General features: G+C 61.5%; 16 protein-coding genes. 9 read left to right on the top strand and 7 right to left on the bottom strand.

Annotation, left to right across the window (positions count from 1 at the left end):
- Positions 1-52: 52 nt before the first annotated feature.
- The 8 genes from V6617_RS07680 to V6617_RS07645 all read left to right on the top strand — a co-directional run bounded on the left by V6617_RS07680 (position 53) and on the right by V6617_RS07645 (position 8046).
- Positions 53-1138 (top strand): acyltransferase family protein, encoded by a 1086-nt coding sequence (locus tag V6617_RS07680; protein WP_338610191.1) that lies wholly within the window; start codon positions 53-55, stop codon positions 1136-1138.
- A 179-nt stretch (positions 1139-1317) separates the two neighbouring features.
- Positions 1318-1977, top strand: coding sequence for a phosphoribosylformylglycinamidine synthase subunit PurQ (gene purQ, locus V6617_RS07675; protein ID WP_338610189.1), 660 nt, complete (start codon positions 1318-1320; stop codon positions 1975-1977).
- 61 nt (positions 1978-2038) lie between these two features.
- Positions 2039-4249 carry a phosphoribosylformylglycinamidine synthase subunit PurL gene (gene purL, locus V6617_RS07670; RefSeq protein ID WP_338610187.1) on the top strand — a complete coding sequence of 737 codons (2211 nt, stop codon included), beginning with the start codon at positions 2039-2041 and terminating at the stop codon, positions 4247-4249.
- A 46-nt stretch (positions 4250-4295) separates the two neighbouring features.
- Positions 4296-4529: a BolA family transcriptional regulator gene (locus V6617_RS07665; protein ID WP_338610185.1), complete on the top strand. Its 234-nt coding sequence runs from the start codon at positions 4296-4298 to the stop codon at positions 4527-4529.
- 7 nt (positions 4530-4536) lie between these two features.
- The gene (locus V6617_RS07660) at positions 4537-4851 is read left to right on the top strand and encodes a DUF6665 family protein (protein ID WP_338610184.1); all 315 of its coding nucleotides are present in this window, start codon (positions 4537-4539) and stop codon (positions 4849-4851) included.
- A 101-nt stretch (positions 4852-4952) separates the two neighbouring features.
- A complete protein-coding gene (gene grxD, locus V6617_RS07655) occupies positions 4953-5288 on the top strand; it encodes a Grx4 family monothiol glutaredoxin (protein WP_338610182.1) in 336 nt (111 codons plus the stop codon).
- 165 nt (positions 5289-5453) lie between these two features.
- Positions 5454-6689 (top strand): MFS transporter, encoded by a 1236-nt coding sequence (locus V6617_RS07650; RefSeq protein ID WP_338610181.1) that lies wholly within the window; start codon positions 5454-5456, stop codon positions 6687-6689.
- Positions 6690-6786: 97 nt separating this feature from the next.
- The gene (locus tag V6617_RS07645; protein ID WP_338610179.1) at positions 6787-8046 is read left to right on the top strand and encodes a multidrug effflux MFS transporter; all 1260 of its coding nucleotides are present in this window, start codon (positions 6787-6789) and stop codon (positions 8044-8046) included.
- A 338-nt stretch (positions 8047-8384) separates the two neighbouring features.
- Here the strand turns inward: V6617_RS07645 and V6617_RS07640 are convergent, their stop codons facing one another.
- Together V6617_RS07640 and ttcA are read right to left on the bottom strand one after the other, a co-directional pair.
- Positions 8385-9197, bottom strand: a complete 813-nt coding sequence (locus tag V6617_RS07640; protein ID WP_338610177.1) for an inositol monophosphatase family protein — start codon at positions 9195-9197, stop codon at positions 8385-8387.
- On the bottom strand, positions 9194-10045 hold the full coding sequence (ttcA, locus tag V6617_RS07635) for a tRNA 2-thiocytidine(32) synthetase TtcA (protein WP_338610175.1): 852 nt from the start codon (positions 10043-10045) through the stop codon (positions 9194-9196). The genes V6617_RS07640 and ttcA overlap by 4 nt, the downstream gene beginning before the upstream one ends.
- Positions 10046-10453: 408 nt before the next feature.
- On the opposite strand from ttcA, the gene V6617_RS07630 reads away from it, so the two are divergent.
- Positions 10454-11830: a peptide transporter gene (locus tag V6617_RS07630; protein WP_338610173.1), complete on the top strand. Its 1377-nt coding sequence runs from the start codon at positions 10454-10456 to the stop codon at positions 11828-11830.
- A 49-nt stretch (positions 11831-11879) separates the two neighbouring features.
- Here the strand turns inward: V6617_RS07630 and V6617_RS07625 are convergent, their stop codons facing one another.
- The 5 genes from V6617_RS07625 to V6617_RS07605 all read right to left on the bottom strand — a co-directional run bounded on the left by V6617_RS07625 (position 11880) and on the right by V6617_RS07605 (position 17028).
- Positions 11880-13475, bottom strand: a complete 1596-nt coding sequence (locus V6617_RS07625; protein ID WP_338610172.1) for a tannase/feruloyl esterase family alpha/beta hydrolase — start codon at positions 13473-13475, stop codon at positions 11880-11882.
- A gap of 273 nt (positions 13476-13748) precedes the next feature.
- Positions 13749-14366, bottom strand: coding sequence for a 30S ribosomal protein S4 (rpsD, locus tag V6617_RS07620; protein WP_338610170.1), 618 nt, complete (start codon positions 14364-14366; stop codon positions 13749-13751).
- Positions 14367-14663: 297 nt separating this feature from the next.
- Positions 14664-15518 (bottom strand): DMT family transporter, encoded by an 855-nt coding sequence (locus V6617_RS07615; protein WP_338610169.1) that lies wholly within the window; start codon positions 15516-15518, stop codon positions 14664-14666.
- 137 nt (positions 15519-15655) lie between these two features.
- Positions 15656-16465 carry an RNA methyltransferase gene (locus V6617_RS07610; protein ID WP_422394826.1) on the bottom strand — a complete coding sequence of 270 codons (810 nt, stop codon included), beginning with the start codon at positions 16463-16465 and terminating at the stop codon, positions 15656-15658.
- Positions 16465-17028: a GNAT family protein gene (locus V6617_RS07605; protein ID WP_338610166.1), complete on the bottom strand. Its 564-nt coding sequence runs from the start codon at positions 17026-17028 to the stop codon at positions 16465-16467. Before V6617_RS07605 ends, V6617_RS07610 begins: the two co-directional genes overlap by 1 nt.
- Between the last annotated feature and the right edge of the window lie 20 nt (positions 17029-17048).

Genomic DNA, 17048 nt, shown 5'->3' with positions numbered 1-17048 from the left:
CGTTTAGTGCCTTGAACTATAATCGCCCCAAATCTTGCTTTGGGGACGCGATATGACTGACACTGCCAAACCACGCCACGCCTGGGTCGATGTGGCCAAGGGCCTTTCCATCATTCTCGTTGTGATGATGCATTCCACCTACGGCGTGGGCGAAGCGACCGAGCGCGTCGGCTTCATGCACTACATTCTCGGCTTCGCAACCCCCTTCCGCATGCCCGAATTCTTCCTCGTTTCGGGGCTTTTCCTTTCGGCGGTCATCGCCCGCCCCTGGCGCAACTTCACCGACCGGCGCGTCGTCCACTACCTCTATTTCTATGCGCTCTGGGCCGTGATCCTGATCGCCTTCAAGCATCTCATCGTCGACCGCGACCCTGCCGGCACGCTCGCCCTCATGGCCAGCGCCATCTACGAGCCCTATTCGATCTTGTGGTTCATCTATGCCTTGGCCATCTATGGCCTGATCGCCAAGTTGCTCTTTCAGTTGCGTGTACCCCACATCGCCGTGCTGATCGTGGCTGCCGCAGCTTCCATCGCCCCGGTCGCAACGCCACTTTCCATCGTCAACTACGTGGCCGAGTACTTCGTCTATTTCTACGCCGGCTACGCTCTGGCACCGGCTATCTTCAAGCTGTCAGACTGGATCCAGTCCCATCCCGCCCTCGCTGTTGCAGGGCTTGCAGCCTGGGCACTGGCCAATGGCGCTCTGGTGTTCTCGCCGGGTCATTCGGTCACTTATGGTGTTGTGACCAGCGGCGTCGACAACATCCCTGGCGCCCATTTCCTCATGGCCATGGCCGGTGCCACCGCGATCTGCGCGGCCGCAGTGTTGCTCGCCCGCCTTGCCGCCATGGACTGGCTGCGCTGGATGGGTGCCCATTCCATCGTCATCTATCTCAGCTTCGTCATCCCAATGGGCAGCTTCCGTACGATACTGCTGCGCTTCGTTCCCCAGATCGATGCGGGTATTGCCAGCCTTGCCTGCCTGATCGTCGCAGTCGTCTGCCCCCTCATCCTCTATTGGATCATCGGCAAGACAGGCTTGGGCAAGTTCCTCTTCGAACGGCCCGCCTGGGCGCACCTGCCCGGCGCACCCGGCAGCCGCTGGGCACAGCGCCCGGCTCCCGCCCCGGCCGAATAGGCTCGCTTCAACGCTGAGGGGCTTTCAGACCACATATCGGGTTCGGAAGCGCGACCACGCGAACTTGAAGGGGATTCGTATGTGAAAGCGTACGAATCCCCTTGCTTTTTGCGGCCAGAATCCCGACAAGGCGGCCATCCGGTGCCAGCCCCAATATCGAAAAAGCGAGACCCAGCGCGATGAAGTCCGCAGTCGTTGTCTTTCCCGGCCTCAACCGCGAACGCGACATGATCGCGGCGCTGACAAAGATTGGCGGCACGCCGCCTGCTGTCGCCTGGCACAAGGATGCCGAACTGCCCGATGTTGACCTGATTGTCATTCCCGGCGGCTTTTCCTACGGCGATTACCTGCGCTGCGGCGCCATCGCCGCCCGCTCGCCCATGATGGATGTGATCCGCGAACGGGCCGAAAAAGGCGTTCATGTCCTCGGCGTCTGCAACGGCTTTCAGATCCTGACCGAAGCCGGGCTCCTTCCCGGCGCGCTGATGCGCAACGCCTCGCTCAAATTCGTTTGTCGCGAGGTCAACCTCGAAGTCGCCAACGCCAACACCGCTTTCTCGCGCCGCTATGAGCAGGGCCAGGTGTTCCGCTGCCCTGTCGCCCACCACGACGGCAATTACTTCGCCGATAACGATACGATCGCCGCGCTTGAGGACAATGGCCAGGTGGTGTTCCGCTATACTGCGGAAACCAACCCCAATGGCTCGATCAACAACATCGCCGGCATCACCAACGCCCGCGGCAACGTTCTGGGCCTGATGCCCCACCCCGAAAACCTGATCGAACCTGCCCATGGCGGCGAGGACGGCAAGAACCTGTTCGCCGGCCTTCTCAACTAGAGTGTCCGCACACCAGGTGGAAATGCTCAACGCCCCGGTTCCTCATTGACGACTGGCTGAAATGACCCTCCGCAACGATATCGAAATCACCCCCGAACTCGTCGCCAATCATGGCCTAAAGCCCGACGAATACCAGAAGATTCTCGACCTGATCGGGCGCGAACCGACGTTCACCGAACTCGGTATTTTCTCGGCCATGTGGAACGAACACTGTTCCTACAAGAGCTCGAAAAAATGGCTCAAGACCCTGCCCACCAAGGGCCCGCGCGTGCTGCAGGGTCCGGGCGAAAATGCGGGCGTTGTCGATATCGGGGATGGTCAGGCGGTCGTCTTCAAGATGGAATCGCACAACCATCCGTCCTTTATCGAGCCCTATCAGGGCGCGGCAACCGGCGTGGGCGGCATTCTGCGTGACGTCTTTACGATGGGCGCCCGCCCCATCGCGGCGATGAACGCCCTGCGCTTTGGTGAACCCGATCACGAAAAGACAAAGCACCTCGTCTCGGGCGTGGTGGCCGGTGTCGGGGGCTATGGCAATTCCTTCGGCGTCCCGGCCGTTGGCGGCGAAGTCCAGTTCGATGCCCGCTACAATGGCAACATCCTCGTCAACGCCTTTGCCGCCGGCCTTGCCGATGCCGACAAGATCTTCCTCTCCGAAGCCAAGGGCGTCGGCCTGCCCGTCGTTTATCTCGGCGCCAAGACCGGCCGCGATGGCGTTGGCGGCGCCACGATGGCCTCGGCCGAGTTTGGCGACGACATCGAGGAAAAGCGCCCCACCGTCCAGGTCGGCGACCCTTTCACCGAAAAGCGCCTGCTCGAAGCCTGCCTCGAATTGATGAAAACCGGTGCGGTGATCGCCATTCAGGATATGGGCGCGGCAGGGCTCACCTGTTCGGCCGTCGAAATGGGCGCCAAGGGCGATCTGGGGATCGAGCTCAATCTCGATGCCGTACCCGTGCGCGAAGATCGCATGACGCCCTACGAGATGATGCTGTCGGAATCCCAGGAGCGCATGCTCATGGTCCTGCATCCCGAAAAGGAAGCCCAGGCCCGCGCCGTGTTCGAAAAGTGGGAACTCGATTTCGCCACCGTCGGCAAGACCACCGACGATCTGCGCTTCCGCGTGTTGTTCCAGGGCGAAGAAGTGGCCAACCTTCCCATCAAGGATCTGGGCGACGAGGCTCCCGAATACGACCGCCCCTGGGTTGTCCCTGCTCTGCCCGCCCCGCTCGACCCGGCGACCGTACCGGACGCAGATATCGCCGACGCCCTCCTTGCGCTGCTCGGCTCGGCCAATCACTCCTCGCGCCGCTGGGTCTATGAGCAGTACGATACGCTCATCCAGGGCAATTCGCTCCAGACCCCGGGCGGCGATGGCGGCGTGGTCCGCGTCGAAGGCCACCCCACCAAGGCGCTGGCCTTCTCCTCGGACGTCAATCCGCGCTATTGCGAAGCCGATCCCTTCGAGGGCGGCAAGCAGGCCGTTGCTGAATGCTGGCGCAACCTGATCGCGACGGGCGCCGAACCGCTCGCCGCCACCGACAATCTCAATTTCGGCAATCCCGAACGCCCCGAAATCATGGGCCAGATCGTCCACGCCATCAAAGGCATCGGCCAAGCCTGCACCGCGCTCGATTTCCCCATCGTTTCGGGCAATGTCTCGCTCTATAACGAAACCAACGGCCGCGGCATCCTGCCAACCCCCACCATCGCGGGCGTCGGCCTGATCGAAGACCATGCCAAGATGGCCCGCTCCGGTTTCGCCCGCGAAGGCGATGTCATCGTCCTGATCGGTGCGCCGGAAAATTGGGGCAGCCATCTCGGCCAATCGGCCTATCTGCGCGACGTTCTGGGCCGTCGCGAGGGCACCGCGCCCTATGTCGATCTCGATCACGAGAAAAAGGCCGGGCTTTTCGTGCTTTCCCTCATCCGCGCGGGAAAAATCCGCTCGGCCCACGATCTGTCCGACGGCGGTCTCGCTCTGGGCCTCGCCGAAGCAGCGATCAAATCGGGCATCGGCGCTGAAATCGCCGCACCCGAGCACGAGACCCTTGCCACCTGGTTCGGCGAAGATCAGGGCCGCTATATCGTCACGGCCTCCGCCGACCTGGCCGGGGAAATCGTCGCCGCTTCGCCCGTTTCCGCCGTCATTATCGGCACGACGGGCGGCGATACCTTGAAGCTTGGCGCGGCCCGGTCCATATCGGTCGCAGACCTCAACGCCGCCTATGAAGGCTGGTTTCCGACCTTCATGGGCGCTACAATCAACTAGGTTCCGACGTGCTCGCCACAGCACGACAAGAAAGAAAGTGCCTCACATGCCAATGGATGCAGCCGAAATCGAGACCCTTATCAAACAGGCGCTTCCCGATGCACAGGTTGATATCCGCGACCTGGCCGGCGATGGCGACCATTACGCCGCGACCGTCACCTCTGAAACCTTCCGCGGAAAATCCCGCGTGCAGCAGCATCAGCTTGTCTATCAGGCGCTAAAGGGCAATATGGGCGGCGAGTTGCACGCTTTGGCGCTAACCACCAACGCGCCCGATTGATCCTGAAATGAGCTTGCGCGACAGCCTCGATCTCATCAAGGCCGTCAATCCCGAAGGCGGCCACGCCGTTCTCGAAAACGAGATCATGGGCGAACGCGCCGCCTCGCTCGGCGCCGCCGAACAGCGGGTCGCCAAAACCGTCGCTGCCTATAATGCCGCTACGCCCGGCCAGCGCACTGATCAGCTCACCGCCGCGCAAAATGCCGTCTGGGCCTATTTCGTCCAGCGTGAGTTGTGCGGTTTCAAGCGCCATCAGGACGTGATCGCCGCCTTCGCCATTCCGCGCGAAGTGCTCAACGGGCTTGGCGCCGTTCACCGCTGATTTGAACACGGTGACCTCGACATGGCCACCATCATCCCCTATCTATCGGGAAACGCCGATCAACGCCCCGAACCTCCCCAACGGGCCGAAAGGACATTTTGATGAGTGACATCAACGCATTTATCGACGAACAGGTGAAGTCCAACGACGTCTTCCTGTTCATGAAGGGCACGCCCGATTTCCCCCAGTGCGGATTTTCCGGACAGGTGGTCCAGATTCTGAGCTATCTCGGCGTCGATTACAAATCCGCCAACGTTCTTGAAACCGACGAGCTGCGTCAGGGCATCAAGGACTATTCCAACTGGCCCACAATTCCCCAGCTTTACGTCAAGGGCGAATTTGTCGGCGGCTGCGACATCATCCGCGAGATGTTCCAGGCCGGCGAACTCCAGACCCATTTCGAAAACGCCGGCATCCCGGTCAAACAGACCGCCTGATCGGCCGGACTGTCACCATTTGAACGGCCTCAAGCCATGCTTGGGGCCGTTTTGCCGTCGGGCTTTCTCAAATCAATCATATTGATGATACCCATCGTGCTTTTTCGTTTGTGACGCGCGCGGAAGTCTTTATCGTCGCCCGGCGATACAAACGGAATCCTGACTATGTCCGCCACAACCACCCGCCGCGCCCTGCCGGTTCCCTTGCCTGTCATCATCGTGGCCGGCTGTTTCATCGCCATGGTGACCTTTGGCGCCCGCTCCACCTCCGGTATTTTCCTTCTGCCCATGACCGAGGACCTCGGCTGGTCGCGTGAGGGTTTTGCCATGGCGCTGGCCATCCAGAACCTTGTCTGGGGCATTACCCAGCCTTTCGCGGGCGGCATGGCCGACAAATTCGGCACCGGTCGCGTATTGGCCGGCGGCGCGCTGGTTTACGCACTTGGCCTGTTTTTGTGGTCGATCACGCCAACCGAAGGCATGTTCATGCTCACCGGCGGCGTCTTGATGGGCGTCGGCATCGGCACGGCTTCGTTCGGCGTGGTCATGGCCGCCTTCGGCCGCGCCGTTCCGCCCGAAAAGCGCTCCTTCGTCTTCGGCATAGCCACCGCCGCCTCGTCGATGGGCCAGTTCGTTTTCGCCCCGCTCGGACAGGCCTTCATCTCCAATTTCGGCTGGCAGAGTGCGCTGGTCTATCTCGGGCTGATCATCCTGCTGGTCGTCCCGCTCTCGACAATGCTGCGCGGCCAGACAAACAGCGCGCCCGGCGATGCCGATATGCCCTTCATGCAGGCGCTCTCCAAGGCGCTCGGCCATGGCTCCTATCGCCTGCTGGTCATCGGCTTTTTCGTCTGCGGCTTCCATCTGGCCTTTATCACTGTCCATTTCCCCGCCTTCCTCGTCCAGTGCGGGCTGACACCGGAAGCCAGTTCCTGGGCGCTGGGCCTGATCGGCCTGTTCAACGTCGCAGGCTCGCTTATGGCCGGCTGGCTGGGCGACAGATTGCCCAAGCAAATCCTGCTTTCGGTGATCTATCTGCTGCGCGCCGTCGGCACCGCCGCCTTCCTTTTGCTGCCCATAACCGAGGTCAGCGCCTATATCTATGCGGCAACGCTGGGCATGCTCTGGCTGGCCACAGTGCCGCTGACCGCCGGGCTGGTCAGCCTGTTCTTCGGCCCGCGCTATATGGGCATGCTCTATGGCGTGGCCTTTCTCTCCCACCAGATCGGCTCGTTCTTTGGTGTCTGGCTCGGCGGCCTGTCCTACGACATGACCGGCGACTACTATGCGGTGTGGTATCTGGGCATCGTCATCGGCCTGCTGTCCGCGGCAATTCACATACCGATCAGGGAGGGCAAGGCGCCCGCCTTCATCGCCCCCCAGCCCGCTTCCATCGGCTAGTGCCGATTTTAGGGTTGCCAAACCCGACAGAGGGGTTCAAGCTTTACCAACAAGGCCGGGCCGATGAGTCCCGGCCTTGCCATTTCCAGGGTATCCCATGACGACCACGACGACAGTGACCCGGGACGTTTCCCGGCCAGAATTCATTGCCCTTATTGCAGGGCTCATGGCGCTCAATGCCATGGCTATCGACGTCATGCTGCCTGCGCTGCCCTATATGGGCGAGGCGCTGGGCGTGATGAATGAAAACGACCGCCATTACGTGCTGACCGCCTATATGCTCGGGTTCGGCGCGGCGCAGATTGCCTTCGGCCCACTGTCGGACCGTTTCGGACGCCGCGCTCCGCTCATGGTTGGCCTGACGATCTACGTTATCGCCGCCTTTGCGGCTGCGTTCTCGCCGACCTTCGCGACGCTTCTGGTTCTGCGTTTCGTTCAGGGCCTTGGCGCCGCCTCCACCCGCGTGATCGCCACCTCGCTGGTGCGCGACAGGTTTGGCGGCAGGGCGATGGCCGAAGTCATGTCGCTGGTCTTTATGGTATTCATGATCATTCCGGTGATAGCGCCCGCAATCGGCCAGGTGCTTTTGCTGACCGGACCGTGGGAATACATTTTCTTTTTCATGGCCGCCCTGGGATTTGTCATCACGGTCTGGGCATTTATTCGCCTGCCCGAAACATTGCGGCCCGAGAACCGCCGCGAACTGCGCCCGGCGATCATCATTGAAGGCTTTCGGCTCGTCTTCACCAACAAGATGGCCTTCAGCTACGGGCTTTCGGCCATGTTCGTGTTCGGCGCCCTCTTCGGCTTCATCAGCACGGCCCAGCAGATCTATGTCGATATCTACGATCTGGGCGCCTATTTCCCGGTCGCTTTTGCCGCCATCGCCGGCCTGATGTCGATCTCGTCCTACACCAACTCCCGCATGGTCCGGAAAATCGGCATGCGCCGGCTGAGCCATGGCGCCATGCTGGTCTTCACCATCATGAGCGGCATCTGGCTTATGGTCTCGCTCACCGGGTTCATGCCGCTCTGGCTGTTCCTGGCCTTCCTTGCCGTCATCATGTTCATGTTCGGTTGGACGATGGCCAATGTAAATTCACTAGCCATGGAACCGCTCGGCAGGGTTGCAGGCACCGCTTCGGCCGTATTCGGCCTGATCCAGACAGTGGGCGGCGCCCTGATCGGAACCGTGATCGGTCAGTTCTACAACGGCACCATAACGCCCATCGCTGCGGGATATTTCGTGCTCGGCTGCGTCGCGCTCGTCTTCATCCTGATTGCCGAAAACGGCAAGCTGTTCGGTGTCGGCGAGGAATACAAGGACGAAGTCCCCCCGGTCGGCGGCGAACACTAGGACCAATCGACATCCAGCTCAGGGTGAGTCGAAAACGGCGGTTCTCGAGAGTGATGACCGGCTACAGAAGGTCCGGTGGACCTTATGTAGGGAAAAACGCCCGGCGAGCTTAAGCTCGCGGGCTATGAGCGGAGCGTACGTTCGGGTACGTGAGCACCGGAAACCCAGAGAACTGCCATTTGCAGACCGCCATCAGCTCAATGTCGATTGTCCTGGAGCGTGTCCAGCAAAACCCTGTCCTCGACGCGATCGGGGATGAAAATGGCTTTGCGGTTCGGACACGCGACAAAACAAGGGTTTGGAGCCGAGAATTTGCGTCGATCAAATCCTGAGCGACTCTAGACGGTAAACACCTCGCGGCGCAGTTCGTCCCAGCTGTCCCTGCTGCCTGCCACCAGAAGCCCGCCCTCCATATGGGCGGGTTTGTACGCCGAGCCGTCGAAATGGGCCACATGGGCGCCCGCTTCCACCATCATCAGCGATCCCGCCGCGTGATCCCAGGGCGTGAGCTTGTTATACATCATGAAGTTGAGGCTGCCGCCCGCCCCCAGCCGGTATTCATGTCCAGCGCAGCGATAGGCGGCAAGCGTGTGGATTTTGGCCAGATTGGCCAGAACTTCGGCCCGCTTGTCCTGCGCGACGTAAGATGCCGATGCCGTGCCGGCCATCTGGTCGAGCGGCACCGGAGCGGCAAATTTCTGCGCCACCATGCGTCCGTCGGGAAACACCTGGAAACACCCGCAGCCGCGCTCGGTCATCATCCAGTCATCCCCCACCGGATCGTAGATCACCCCGGCGACCACCTCGCCCTTGTGCACCACCGCCGCCATTACCGCGAACAGCGGCAACCCGGCTGCAAAATTCCAGGTGCCGTCCACCGGATCGACATAGACAACCGTCTCGTTCTCGAAATGAGTGTCGAGCAGCTTGGGGTTGGCGGCCACCGCTTCCTCGCCGATCACCACGGTCTGTGGTGAAGCTGCCTTGATCGCCTCGGTAATGAACCGCTCCGACGCTTCGTCGGCTTCGGTCACCAGGTCATGGGCGTGCGATTTGGTGCGGATCGCGCCTTCATCGAGCCGCCGGAACCGCGGCATGATTTCCGTGGCCGCGGCCTCGCGCAGAATTGCCGTCAGGCGCTCGATGTTCATTGGTCCATCCTGGCCGCCAGTGCGGCGAAGTCGAAAAGTTTCGGGTCCAGCATGTGGCTGGGATTGATATTGCCCAGCGCCCGGATCATCACGTCCTTGCGTCCCGGCATCTTGCGCTCGAAATCATCGAGCATCGCCTTCATGGCGTTGCGCTGCAGCCCGTCCTGCGAGCCGCACAGATCGCAGGGAATGATTGGGAATTCGAGCGCTTCTGCAAACCGGGCCAGATCGGCCTCGGCGCAAAAGGCCAGCGGGCGCAGCACTTCGACATCGCCCTCGTCATTGAGCAATTTGGGCGGCATGGCCGCCAGCTTGCCCCCATGGAAGAAGTTCATGAAGAAGGTTTCCAGGATGTCCTCGCGGTGATGGCCAAGCACCAGCGCCGAACACCCTTCCTCGCGCGCGATGCGATAGAGGTGCCCGCGCCGCAGCCGCGAACACAGCGAGCAATAGGTCGCGCCTTGTGGCAGCTTGTCGGTGACGATCGAATAGGTGTCCTGATATTCGATCCTGTGCGCGATACCGTTGCGCTCGAGAAATTCAGGCAGGATGTGTTTGGGGAAATTGGGCTGTCCCTGGTCGAGATTGCACGCCAGAAGCTCGACCGGCAAAAGCCCGCGCCATTTGAGGTCGAGCAGCACCGCCAGAAGCCCGTAGCTGTCCTTGCCACCCGACAGCGCGACCAGCCATTTCGTGCCCGGCCGCACCATGCCATAGGCATCGAGCGTTTCGCGGACCTGACGGATCAGCCGCTTGCGCAGCTTGTTGAACTCCACGCCCGTCGGCGCATCCCGAAACAGCGCCGGGCAGGACTCATCGGGATCGGCGATCGGTTCGGCAATACTCATTTTGACCCTTCTCGCGCCAGACGAAATGTGAAGCTGGGGCGCATGCGTTTGATACATGCCGCCGGCGCGGGGGAAAAGGGGCAGGTGCCGATTTCGGGAACGACAGGCCGGGCGAAACCCGCGATTGCGGCTCACCCGGCCCAGTGACGCAGAACAAGGCTACTGTGAACCCGTTCGAACCGGACCCGTCAGGAACCATCTGCGATCCGGCTTGCCCATTCATATCCCCCAGACATTGCCCTTCGCTCAACGCGCAGATACGCATTCTTGTCAAAAACCGCTCAATTGCCTTCGATCAGCCCTGATCTGGCTCCTGCCCGGTCTTGCATGCGCCGGATTCCCGGCCTTAGATCATCGTTCGCGGCCCGCAGCTGGAATGACGAGTCGCCGTCCTATACGGAGCGTGCAATGTTTCGATCTTTCTTCCCGGTCCCCAAGCAGTTTTTCTCATCCCTTCTCGGCTTGCTGATCCTGGCGATCATCGGCTGGTCGGCGCTGGGTCCAACGCTCCAGCCCTATCTCAGCCTGGACCGGTTCCTACTGCCACCCCCATGCGCGCCCACCGAGCCGGCGACGCCGCCGGGCGTGGGCGACACGGCCCAGGCCGTGCCGGGCGCCGAGCTCTCCGAGCCCGATTTGCCCGATTCCTCGATAACGGAGTCCGATGCCCCCTCGGCCACCGAAGCACGCTGCCTGCCGGAAGGCTCGTTCCTTACCGCCGAGCGGGTCTGGTTTTACCAGTACCTGCTCATTCTGGCCGTCGGCTTCTGTGTGTTCTGGTACAATTACAAACGCAATGAATGGTACTGGTGGTCCGTGGTCAGCACCGTGGCGATCATGCTGCTGGTCTATTTCAACGTTCAGGTCGACGCCTTCATCAACAATTGGCAGGGCCGTTTTTTCAACACCATGCAATTGGCCCTGACCGAACCGGGGTCCGTGACACCCGAAGAATTTTACGGCCAGATCGCAGAGGCTTTCGTTGTCCTGATGCCGCGCATTATCGTGGCGGTGATCGTTGCGTTCTATACAGCCCACTACGTCTTCCGCTGGCGCAAGGCGATGAACTCCTACTACATGGCCTGGTGGCCCTCGATCCGCTCCACGGAAGGTGCCGCCCAGCGCGTGCAGGAAGATACGATGCGCTTTGCCTCGATCACCGAGGATCTCGGCGTCGCCTTCCTCGATTCACTGATTACCCTTGTGGTGTTCATCCCACTCTTGTGGACCCTGTCGCAAAACGTCACCTCCCTGCCCCTGATCGGCGACGTGCCGGGCAGCCTTGTCTGGGTGGCGCTGCTGTCGGCGGCTTTCGGCACCGTGCTGCTGGCCGTAGTCGGCATAAAGCTGCCGGGCCTCAACTTCGAGAACCAGAAGGTCGAGGCGGCCTATCGCAAGGAACTGGTCTATGGCGAAGACCACGAGGAGTATGCCCAGCCCGCCACATGGCGCGAGCTGTTTGCCAATGTGCAGAAGAACTATTTCCGCCTCTATTGGCACTACACCTACTTCAATCTCGCCCGCTACGGTTATCTCAACCTGGCGGGCTACATCCCCCTCCTCGCCCTCTCGCCATCCATCCTCGCAGGAGCCCTGACGCTCGGGCTCTATCAGCAGGTCCAGCAGGCCTTCGGCCAGGTTTCGTCCTCGTTCCAGTTCCTGGCCCGCGCCTGGTCCACGGTCATCGAACTGCTCTCGGTCCACAAGCGTCTGATGCACTTTGAAAGCCACATCCCGCGCGATCAGGAACCGATCAAGGAATCGGTCAGCCAATACGCGGACTGACAAACAAAAAGGGCCGCCCACCGGGCGGCCCTTCGCGTCTTGGGTAACTTTACTCGCAGATAAACGCCGCGCTGGCCGCGTCATAGCGGGTTTCGGCCGGATAAACGCACAAGAGACGCTCGCGATCCGGAGTGCCGCCGCTCACCGGCAGATGGCCAGGGGCGACACCGTCTTCAACCCAGGCAACCAGCGCATCAAGACCGTCGAACAATTCCGGGCCCGTTCCACCCGAAACGTGCCCGACGCCGGGCATCAGATACAGCCGCGCAAAATCCTGCACCGCCTCCGCACTGCCATAACGCTCGATCATTGCGTCATACCAATCCACAGTGTCGATGGCCGAAACGCCCTGATCGCCTGTGCCATGATAGACAATCACTTTTCCGCCCGCGAAGCGGAAGGCGTCCATATTGGGGCTGTTGGCACTGGAAAACTCTGCCGAGCCTTCCAGGGTTGCCGGATCGGTCTCGAAATCGAAGGCAAAGGAATCGAAATCGGGATCGGGCGGCGTCATGAAAACATAGCGGATCGATGTGTTGGTTGCCCGCGGGTTGTTGTTGGGCCATTCGGTCGCTGTCCCCAGCTTCCATCTGCGGAAGTCAGAACCGGGGTCATAAGGAAATGGCGCATAAAGCTGCTCACCGGCCGCGTTGCGCGCGCCTTCATGAACCTTGACGAAAGCCTCGGCCTGCACTGCCGTGATGCAGCTATCGGTCTTTTCGCCCTCGCAGACGATCGGCGAAGGATCATATTGGCACCGCAGCGGCAGATCGATGATCCCGTCCTCCAGACCATCGTGTCCGTCGCACTGGGCGATCATTTCGGCAAAGATCAGGTCGGTGTCGGCCTGCGAATAGGCCTCGCTCAGGAGCGGACGTCCTTCGGCGTCACGCGGCGCAATCTCGGCCATCGCCGCCAGATCCCATGCCGTCGCGACGTGTCCGCGCGACTGCGAGATGATGGGGGCCCCCGCGATGATGCCATCGAAATGGTTGGCAAAGCGCTGGGCAGCGGTAAGCCCCTGCCGGCCACCATTCGACGCACCGACAAGATAAGAATAGCGCGGTGCCATGTCATAGGCCGACTGAAGCAGCGACTTGGAGACACCCGTTACAAGATCGAGCGAATTGTACCCCCAGTCGATGCGCGCCTTGGGGTCGAGCCCGAACGATGCATCGCGCCCGTCAGACCCGGTATGTCCGGCATCCGTGGACACCACGGCGTAGCCCATCGTCAGCGCCGGCGGCTGGCCGGCCGTGTTCGTTCCAACGGCCGGACGGATCGAACCGTCAGTCCCGCCACCGCCCTGGAAGTAGAACCGCTCGTTCCAGTCGAGTGGCAAGCGCAGCTCGAACCCGGTCGAAAACGCGACGTCGTCAACGCCCTTGCGCTCTTCCATGTAGCCTGTGAGAACACAATGAGGCGGCAAACTTGTCTCGCCACTCATCTCGTCCAGCCGCAGCTCGGTGCTGTCAATCCGCAGGTCCGGATACGCGAAGCCTGAAAGACTCTCGCACCAGCCGGCGGCACTGTCCGCAGCAATCTCGACAGCCCACCCCGGCATCGTGCCCAGCCCTGCGATCAACCCGGCGACCAGCGTCGCTCGGCCCATCCTGCCAGGTCCATTGGCCCTGTTGTTAGTCATCTCGTCCTCCTCAAACGAATGGCAACATTAGGTTCAAACCGGCAGACGGCAGTCGACGCCTGCTACGCACGCAAACGCCTGCCGCGCACCGCCCAGCGGACTGGTGCTCTCAAACTGTCCGGAATTGAACGATCAAATGATTGCGGCGCGCCAGGGTACTGGCAAACCCCGCCAGCCAGCATTCCGCAAGGCGGAACGTCCGCGCATATGGGCGGGCCAAACAAAAAGGGCCGCCCACCGGGCGGCCCTTGTTCGTAAAACTGTATGGTTCGCTTAGCGCGAATAGAATTCCACAACCAGGTTCGGTTCCATCTGGACCGGATAGGGCACATCGCCCAGGGTCGGGACGCGGACGAAGGTCGCGGTCATCTTGGAGTGATCGGCATCGACGTAATCGGGCACGTCGCGCTCGGCGAGCTGGACGGCTTCGAGAACGATGGTGAGCTGCTTGGAGCGCTCACGGATCGAGATCACATCGCCCGGCTGCACGTTGTAGCTCGGGATGTTGACGCGCTTGCCGTTGACCTGAACATGGCCATGGTTGACGAACTGGCGCGCCGCGAACACGGTCGGCACGAACTTGGCGCGATAGACGATAGCGTCCAGACGGCTTTCGAGAATGCCGATCAGGTTTTCGCCGGTATCACCGCGACGACGGGCGGCTTCGGCGTAAACGCGCTTGAAGGCCTTTTCGGTGATCGAGCCGTAATACCCCTTCAGCTTCTGCTTGGCGCGCAGCTGAATACCGAAGTCGGAAAGCTTGCTCTTGCGGCGCTGGCCGTGCTGGCCGGGGCCATAGGCGCGGGCATTGAGCGGGGACTTGGGACGACCCCAGATATTTTCGCCGAGACGGCGGTCGATCTTGTGCTTCTGCGAATGACGTTTTGACATCGCTTGTCCTTTCAAATCAGAGCGCATTCAGCAAAAGTTGCAGACTTTTGCGGTTCGAAAGCGCGACACATAAAATTAGAGAATGACGTCCGGATCGACCGGACGGATTCTCTAACCGATAAAAGACAGCGCCCTCCTCTGTTCTGCCCGAAAGCAGAACCGACAGACCGTGCGAAAAACGTGAATTTCAGGTCCGGCTCGAAAGCCGACCAAAAACGCAAACCGACGGTCCCGGGTGCTTCCTGACGGACAAAGCCGATCAGGATGGCCGGTTTCTAGGGGGCAAAGCGCATAAAGTCAAGCGCTGCGGGCGACCCTGCGCTCGCGGTGAAAGACGTAGAGCCCGGAGGCCAGTATGATGGCCGTGCCCACCCAGGTCCACAGGTCCGGAAAATCGCCGAACACGATATACCCCACGATCGTCGCCCCGATGATCTCGATATACTGGAACGGCGCCAGCGTCGAAGCCGGTGTACGCCGAAAGGCTTCGGCAAACAAAAAGAAGGTCAGCCCCGAGAACATGCCCATGAACACCAGCAGCCCCCAGGGTCCGCTGGTATCGATGCCGCCCGAAAAGCTTACCAACTGGAACTGGCCCAGCAGCGCAAATCCGACCCCGATCAACGCCATCGCCACAAGCGAAAACCAGAACTGCATCGAAATGGCGTCCATATGCCGGCCCAGCTTGCGCATGACGATCGCATTGGAAGCAAATCCAGTCGCTGCGATCAGCGGCAGAATCGACGCCCAGCCGAAAATATCCCAACTCGGCCGAATGACGACGACCGCGCCAACCAGCCCCACGGCCACCGCCACATAGCGCCGCCAGCCGGTCTTTTCCCCCAGCAGCAGGCCCGAAAGCACTGTCAGGATCAACGGCTCGACGAAAAAGATCGCGATCGCTGTGGCAATCGGCATGGTGACGAACGCCCCGATCAGCGAGGAGAGCACGATCGCCATCGTCGCCCCGCCCAGAAGCATCAGCCCCCACGGCCCCCGCGCCAGCCGCCGGCGCATCACCACAATGAACAGCCCCAGCATCACCATCTGAAACGCGAAACGCCAGAAGGCGATCTCAAACGGGCTGAGAAGGCCCGTCAGGCTCTTCGACATCGCATCGCTGATCGGCACCAGAAGAACCGCCGCGATCATAAGCGCCATCCCGCTTTGCGGTGAACCGGCTCCAGCTTTGGGAGCGGGAGATTGCGTGGCGACCATGACAGACCTGATTGGAAAATACGGGAGGGTTTTGCGTCCCACCCTAGCTGCGAGACCCGAGCACGGCAACCTCAGGACAAATCGTCTGCGTCCTCGTCCTTGTGCCGAGCAGGATTGGGCCGCTCGTGCCGCCGGTCGAGCGCCGCAACGATGCCGCGCAGCGTGCGCACCTCCTGCGCGTTGAACCCGCCGCGCGCGAACATAGCGCGAATATTGTTCATCATGCCGGGCCGCTTCGCCGGGGTCTTGAAGAACCCCGCCCGGTCGAGCGCTTCGCCCAATTGTTCGGTCATCGCGGCCAGTTGCCCGCGCGGTGCCGGCTCGCCCTCATCGGCAGAAAAGGGCAGTGGCTGATCCTTGAGCGCCGCGCGCCGCCATTCATAGGCAATAACCAGCACCGCCTGGGCAATGTTGAGCGAAGCAAAGGCCGGCTCGACCGGCAGCGTCACGATGGCATCGGCCAGCGCCACCTCGTCATTGTTGAGCCCCCAGCGCTCGCGCCCGAACAAAATCCCGGCCTTCTGCCCGCCCCCGATATGGGTCGAAAGCCGGTCCGCCGCTTCGTCGGGCCCGATCACGGGCTTGAACATCTCGCGGTTGCGCGCCGTCGTTGCCAGGACCAGATTGAGATCGGCCATCGCCTCTGTCAGCGTCTCGAACACCTGCACCCGCTCGATCACCGGCAGCGCCTTGGCCGCCGATGCCGTGGCCTTTTCGTTCGGCCATCCGTCCCGTGGATTGACCAGCCGCAGATCCCAAAGCCCGAAATTGGCCATGGCCCGCGCCGCAGCCCCGATGTTCTCGCCAAGCTGGGGCTCGACCAGAATGATCGCCGGCGTGGGCCGGAACGCAAATTCCTTGCTGCTGTCGGTCCCCGCCATCAGTTTGCCTTCCGCGCTGCGCGCCATTCGTCTTCGAGAATGGCGTAAACCAATTCCTCGTCCCACTCACCCTTGAAGATCGCATGCTCGCGAAAATGCGCTTCCCGCCGCATGCCCAGCTTTTCCATAACCCGCCACGAGGCGCTGTTGCGCGCATCGCACCGCGCCGAAATCCTGTGAAGGCCCACCTGCTCAAAACCCACCGCCAGCACCGCTTCCATCGCCTCGGTCGTATAGCCCTGGCCCTGGAATTGGGGGCTCATGACATAGCCGATCTGCCCCTGCCGCGCTGCGCGATCCTCAAACATCAGCACCACATCCCCGATCAGCGCTCCGCTCGCCTTGAGCACGGCCGCATATTGAATGCCTTCGCTGTTCTCGCCCGTTCCATCCATGGCGATCCAGCGCGGGATCAGCTCACGAACGCGATCGAGCGAGCGCGGCTCCCACATGCAGTAGCGTGCGACTTCGGGCAGCCCCTGATAGGCGGCTGTCGCTTCGGCATCTGACGGTGCGAATTTGCGCAGCATCAGCCTCTCGGTTTCTATTGCGAAAAAAGTCATTAGCCCGGCGCTCGTTTGTT

Source organism: Pelagibacterium nitratireducens, assembly GCF_037044555.1.
Classification (GTDB): Bacteria; Pseudomonadota; Alphaproteobacteria; order Rhizobiales; family Devosiaceae; genus Pelagibacterium; species Pelagibacterium nitratireducens.
This window is presented reverse-complemented; position numbering and strand designations above follow the sequence as displayed.

What these genes read in the sequence shown, in the direction of transcription:
- V6617_RS07660 (WP_338610184.1), top strand. Translation starts at nt 4,537, where the DNA reads ATGAGCTTGCGCGACAGCCTCGATCTCATCAAGGCCGTCAATCCCGAA.
- V6617_RS07615 (WP_338610169.1), bottom strand. Translation starts at nt 15,518, where the DNA reads ATGATCGCGGCGGTTCTTCTGGTGCCGATCAGCGATGCGATGTCGAAG.
- V6617_RS07605 (WP_338610166.1), bottom strand. Translation starts at nt 17,028, where the DNA reads ATGACTTTTTTCGCAATAGAAACCGAGAGGCTGATGCTGCGCAAATTC.
- purL (WP_338610187.1), top strand. Translation starts at nt 2,039, where the DNA reads ATGACCCTCCGCAACGATATCGAAATCACCCCCGAACTCGTCGCCAAT.
- ttcA (WP_338610175.1), bottom strand. Translation starts at nt 10,045, where the DNA reads ATGAGTATTGCCGAACCGATCGCCGATCCCGATGAGTCCTGCCCGGCG.
- purQ (WP_338610189.1), top strand. Translation starts at nt 1,318, where the DNA reads ATGAAGTCCGCAGTCGTTGTCTTTCCCGGCCTCAACCGCGAACGCGAC.
- V6617_RS07680 (WP_338610191.1), top strand. Translation starts at nt 53, where the DNA reads ATGACTGACACTGCCAAACCACGCCACGCCTGGGTCGATGTGGCCAAG.
- V6617_RS07650 (WP_338610181.1), top strand. Translation starts at nt 5,454, where the DNA reads ATGTCCGCCACAACCACCCGCCGCGCCCTGCCGGTTCCCTTGCCTGTC.
- V6617_RS07625 (WP_338610172.1), bottom strand. Translation starts at nt 13,475, where the DNA reads ATGACTAACAACAGGGCCAATGGACCTGGCAGGATGGGCCGAGCGACG.
- V6617_RS07665 (WP_338610185.1), top strand. Translation starts at nt 4,296, where the DNA reads ATGCCAATGGATGCAGCCGAAATCGAGACCCTTATCAAACAGGCGCTT.
- rpsD (WP_338610170.1), bottom strand. Translation starts at nt 14,366, where the DNA reads ATGTCAAAACGTCATTCGCAGAAGCACAAGATCGACCGCCGTCTCGGC.
- grxD (WP_338610182.1), top strand. Translation starts at nt 4,953, where the DNA reads ATGAGTGACATCAACGCATTTATCGACGAACAGGTGAAGTCCAACGAC.
- V6617_RS07645 (WP_338610179.1), top strand. Translation starts at nt 6,787, where the DNA reads ATGACGACCACGACGACAGTGACCCGGGACGTTTCCCGGCCAGAATTC.
- V6617_RS07610 (WP_422394826.1), bottom strand. Translation starts at nt 16,465, where the DNA reads ATGGCGGGGACCGACAGCAGCAAGGAATTTGCGTTCCGGCCCACGCCG.
- V6617_RS07630 (WP_338610173.1), top strand. Translation starts at nt 10,454, where the DNA reads ATGTTTCGATCTTTCTTCCCGGTCCCCAAGCAGTTTTTCTCATCCCTT.
- V6617_RS07640 (WP_338610177.1), bottom strand. Translation starts at nt 9,197, where the DNA reads ATGAACATCGAGCGCCTGACGGCAATTCTGCGCGAGGCCGCGGCCACG.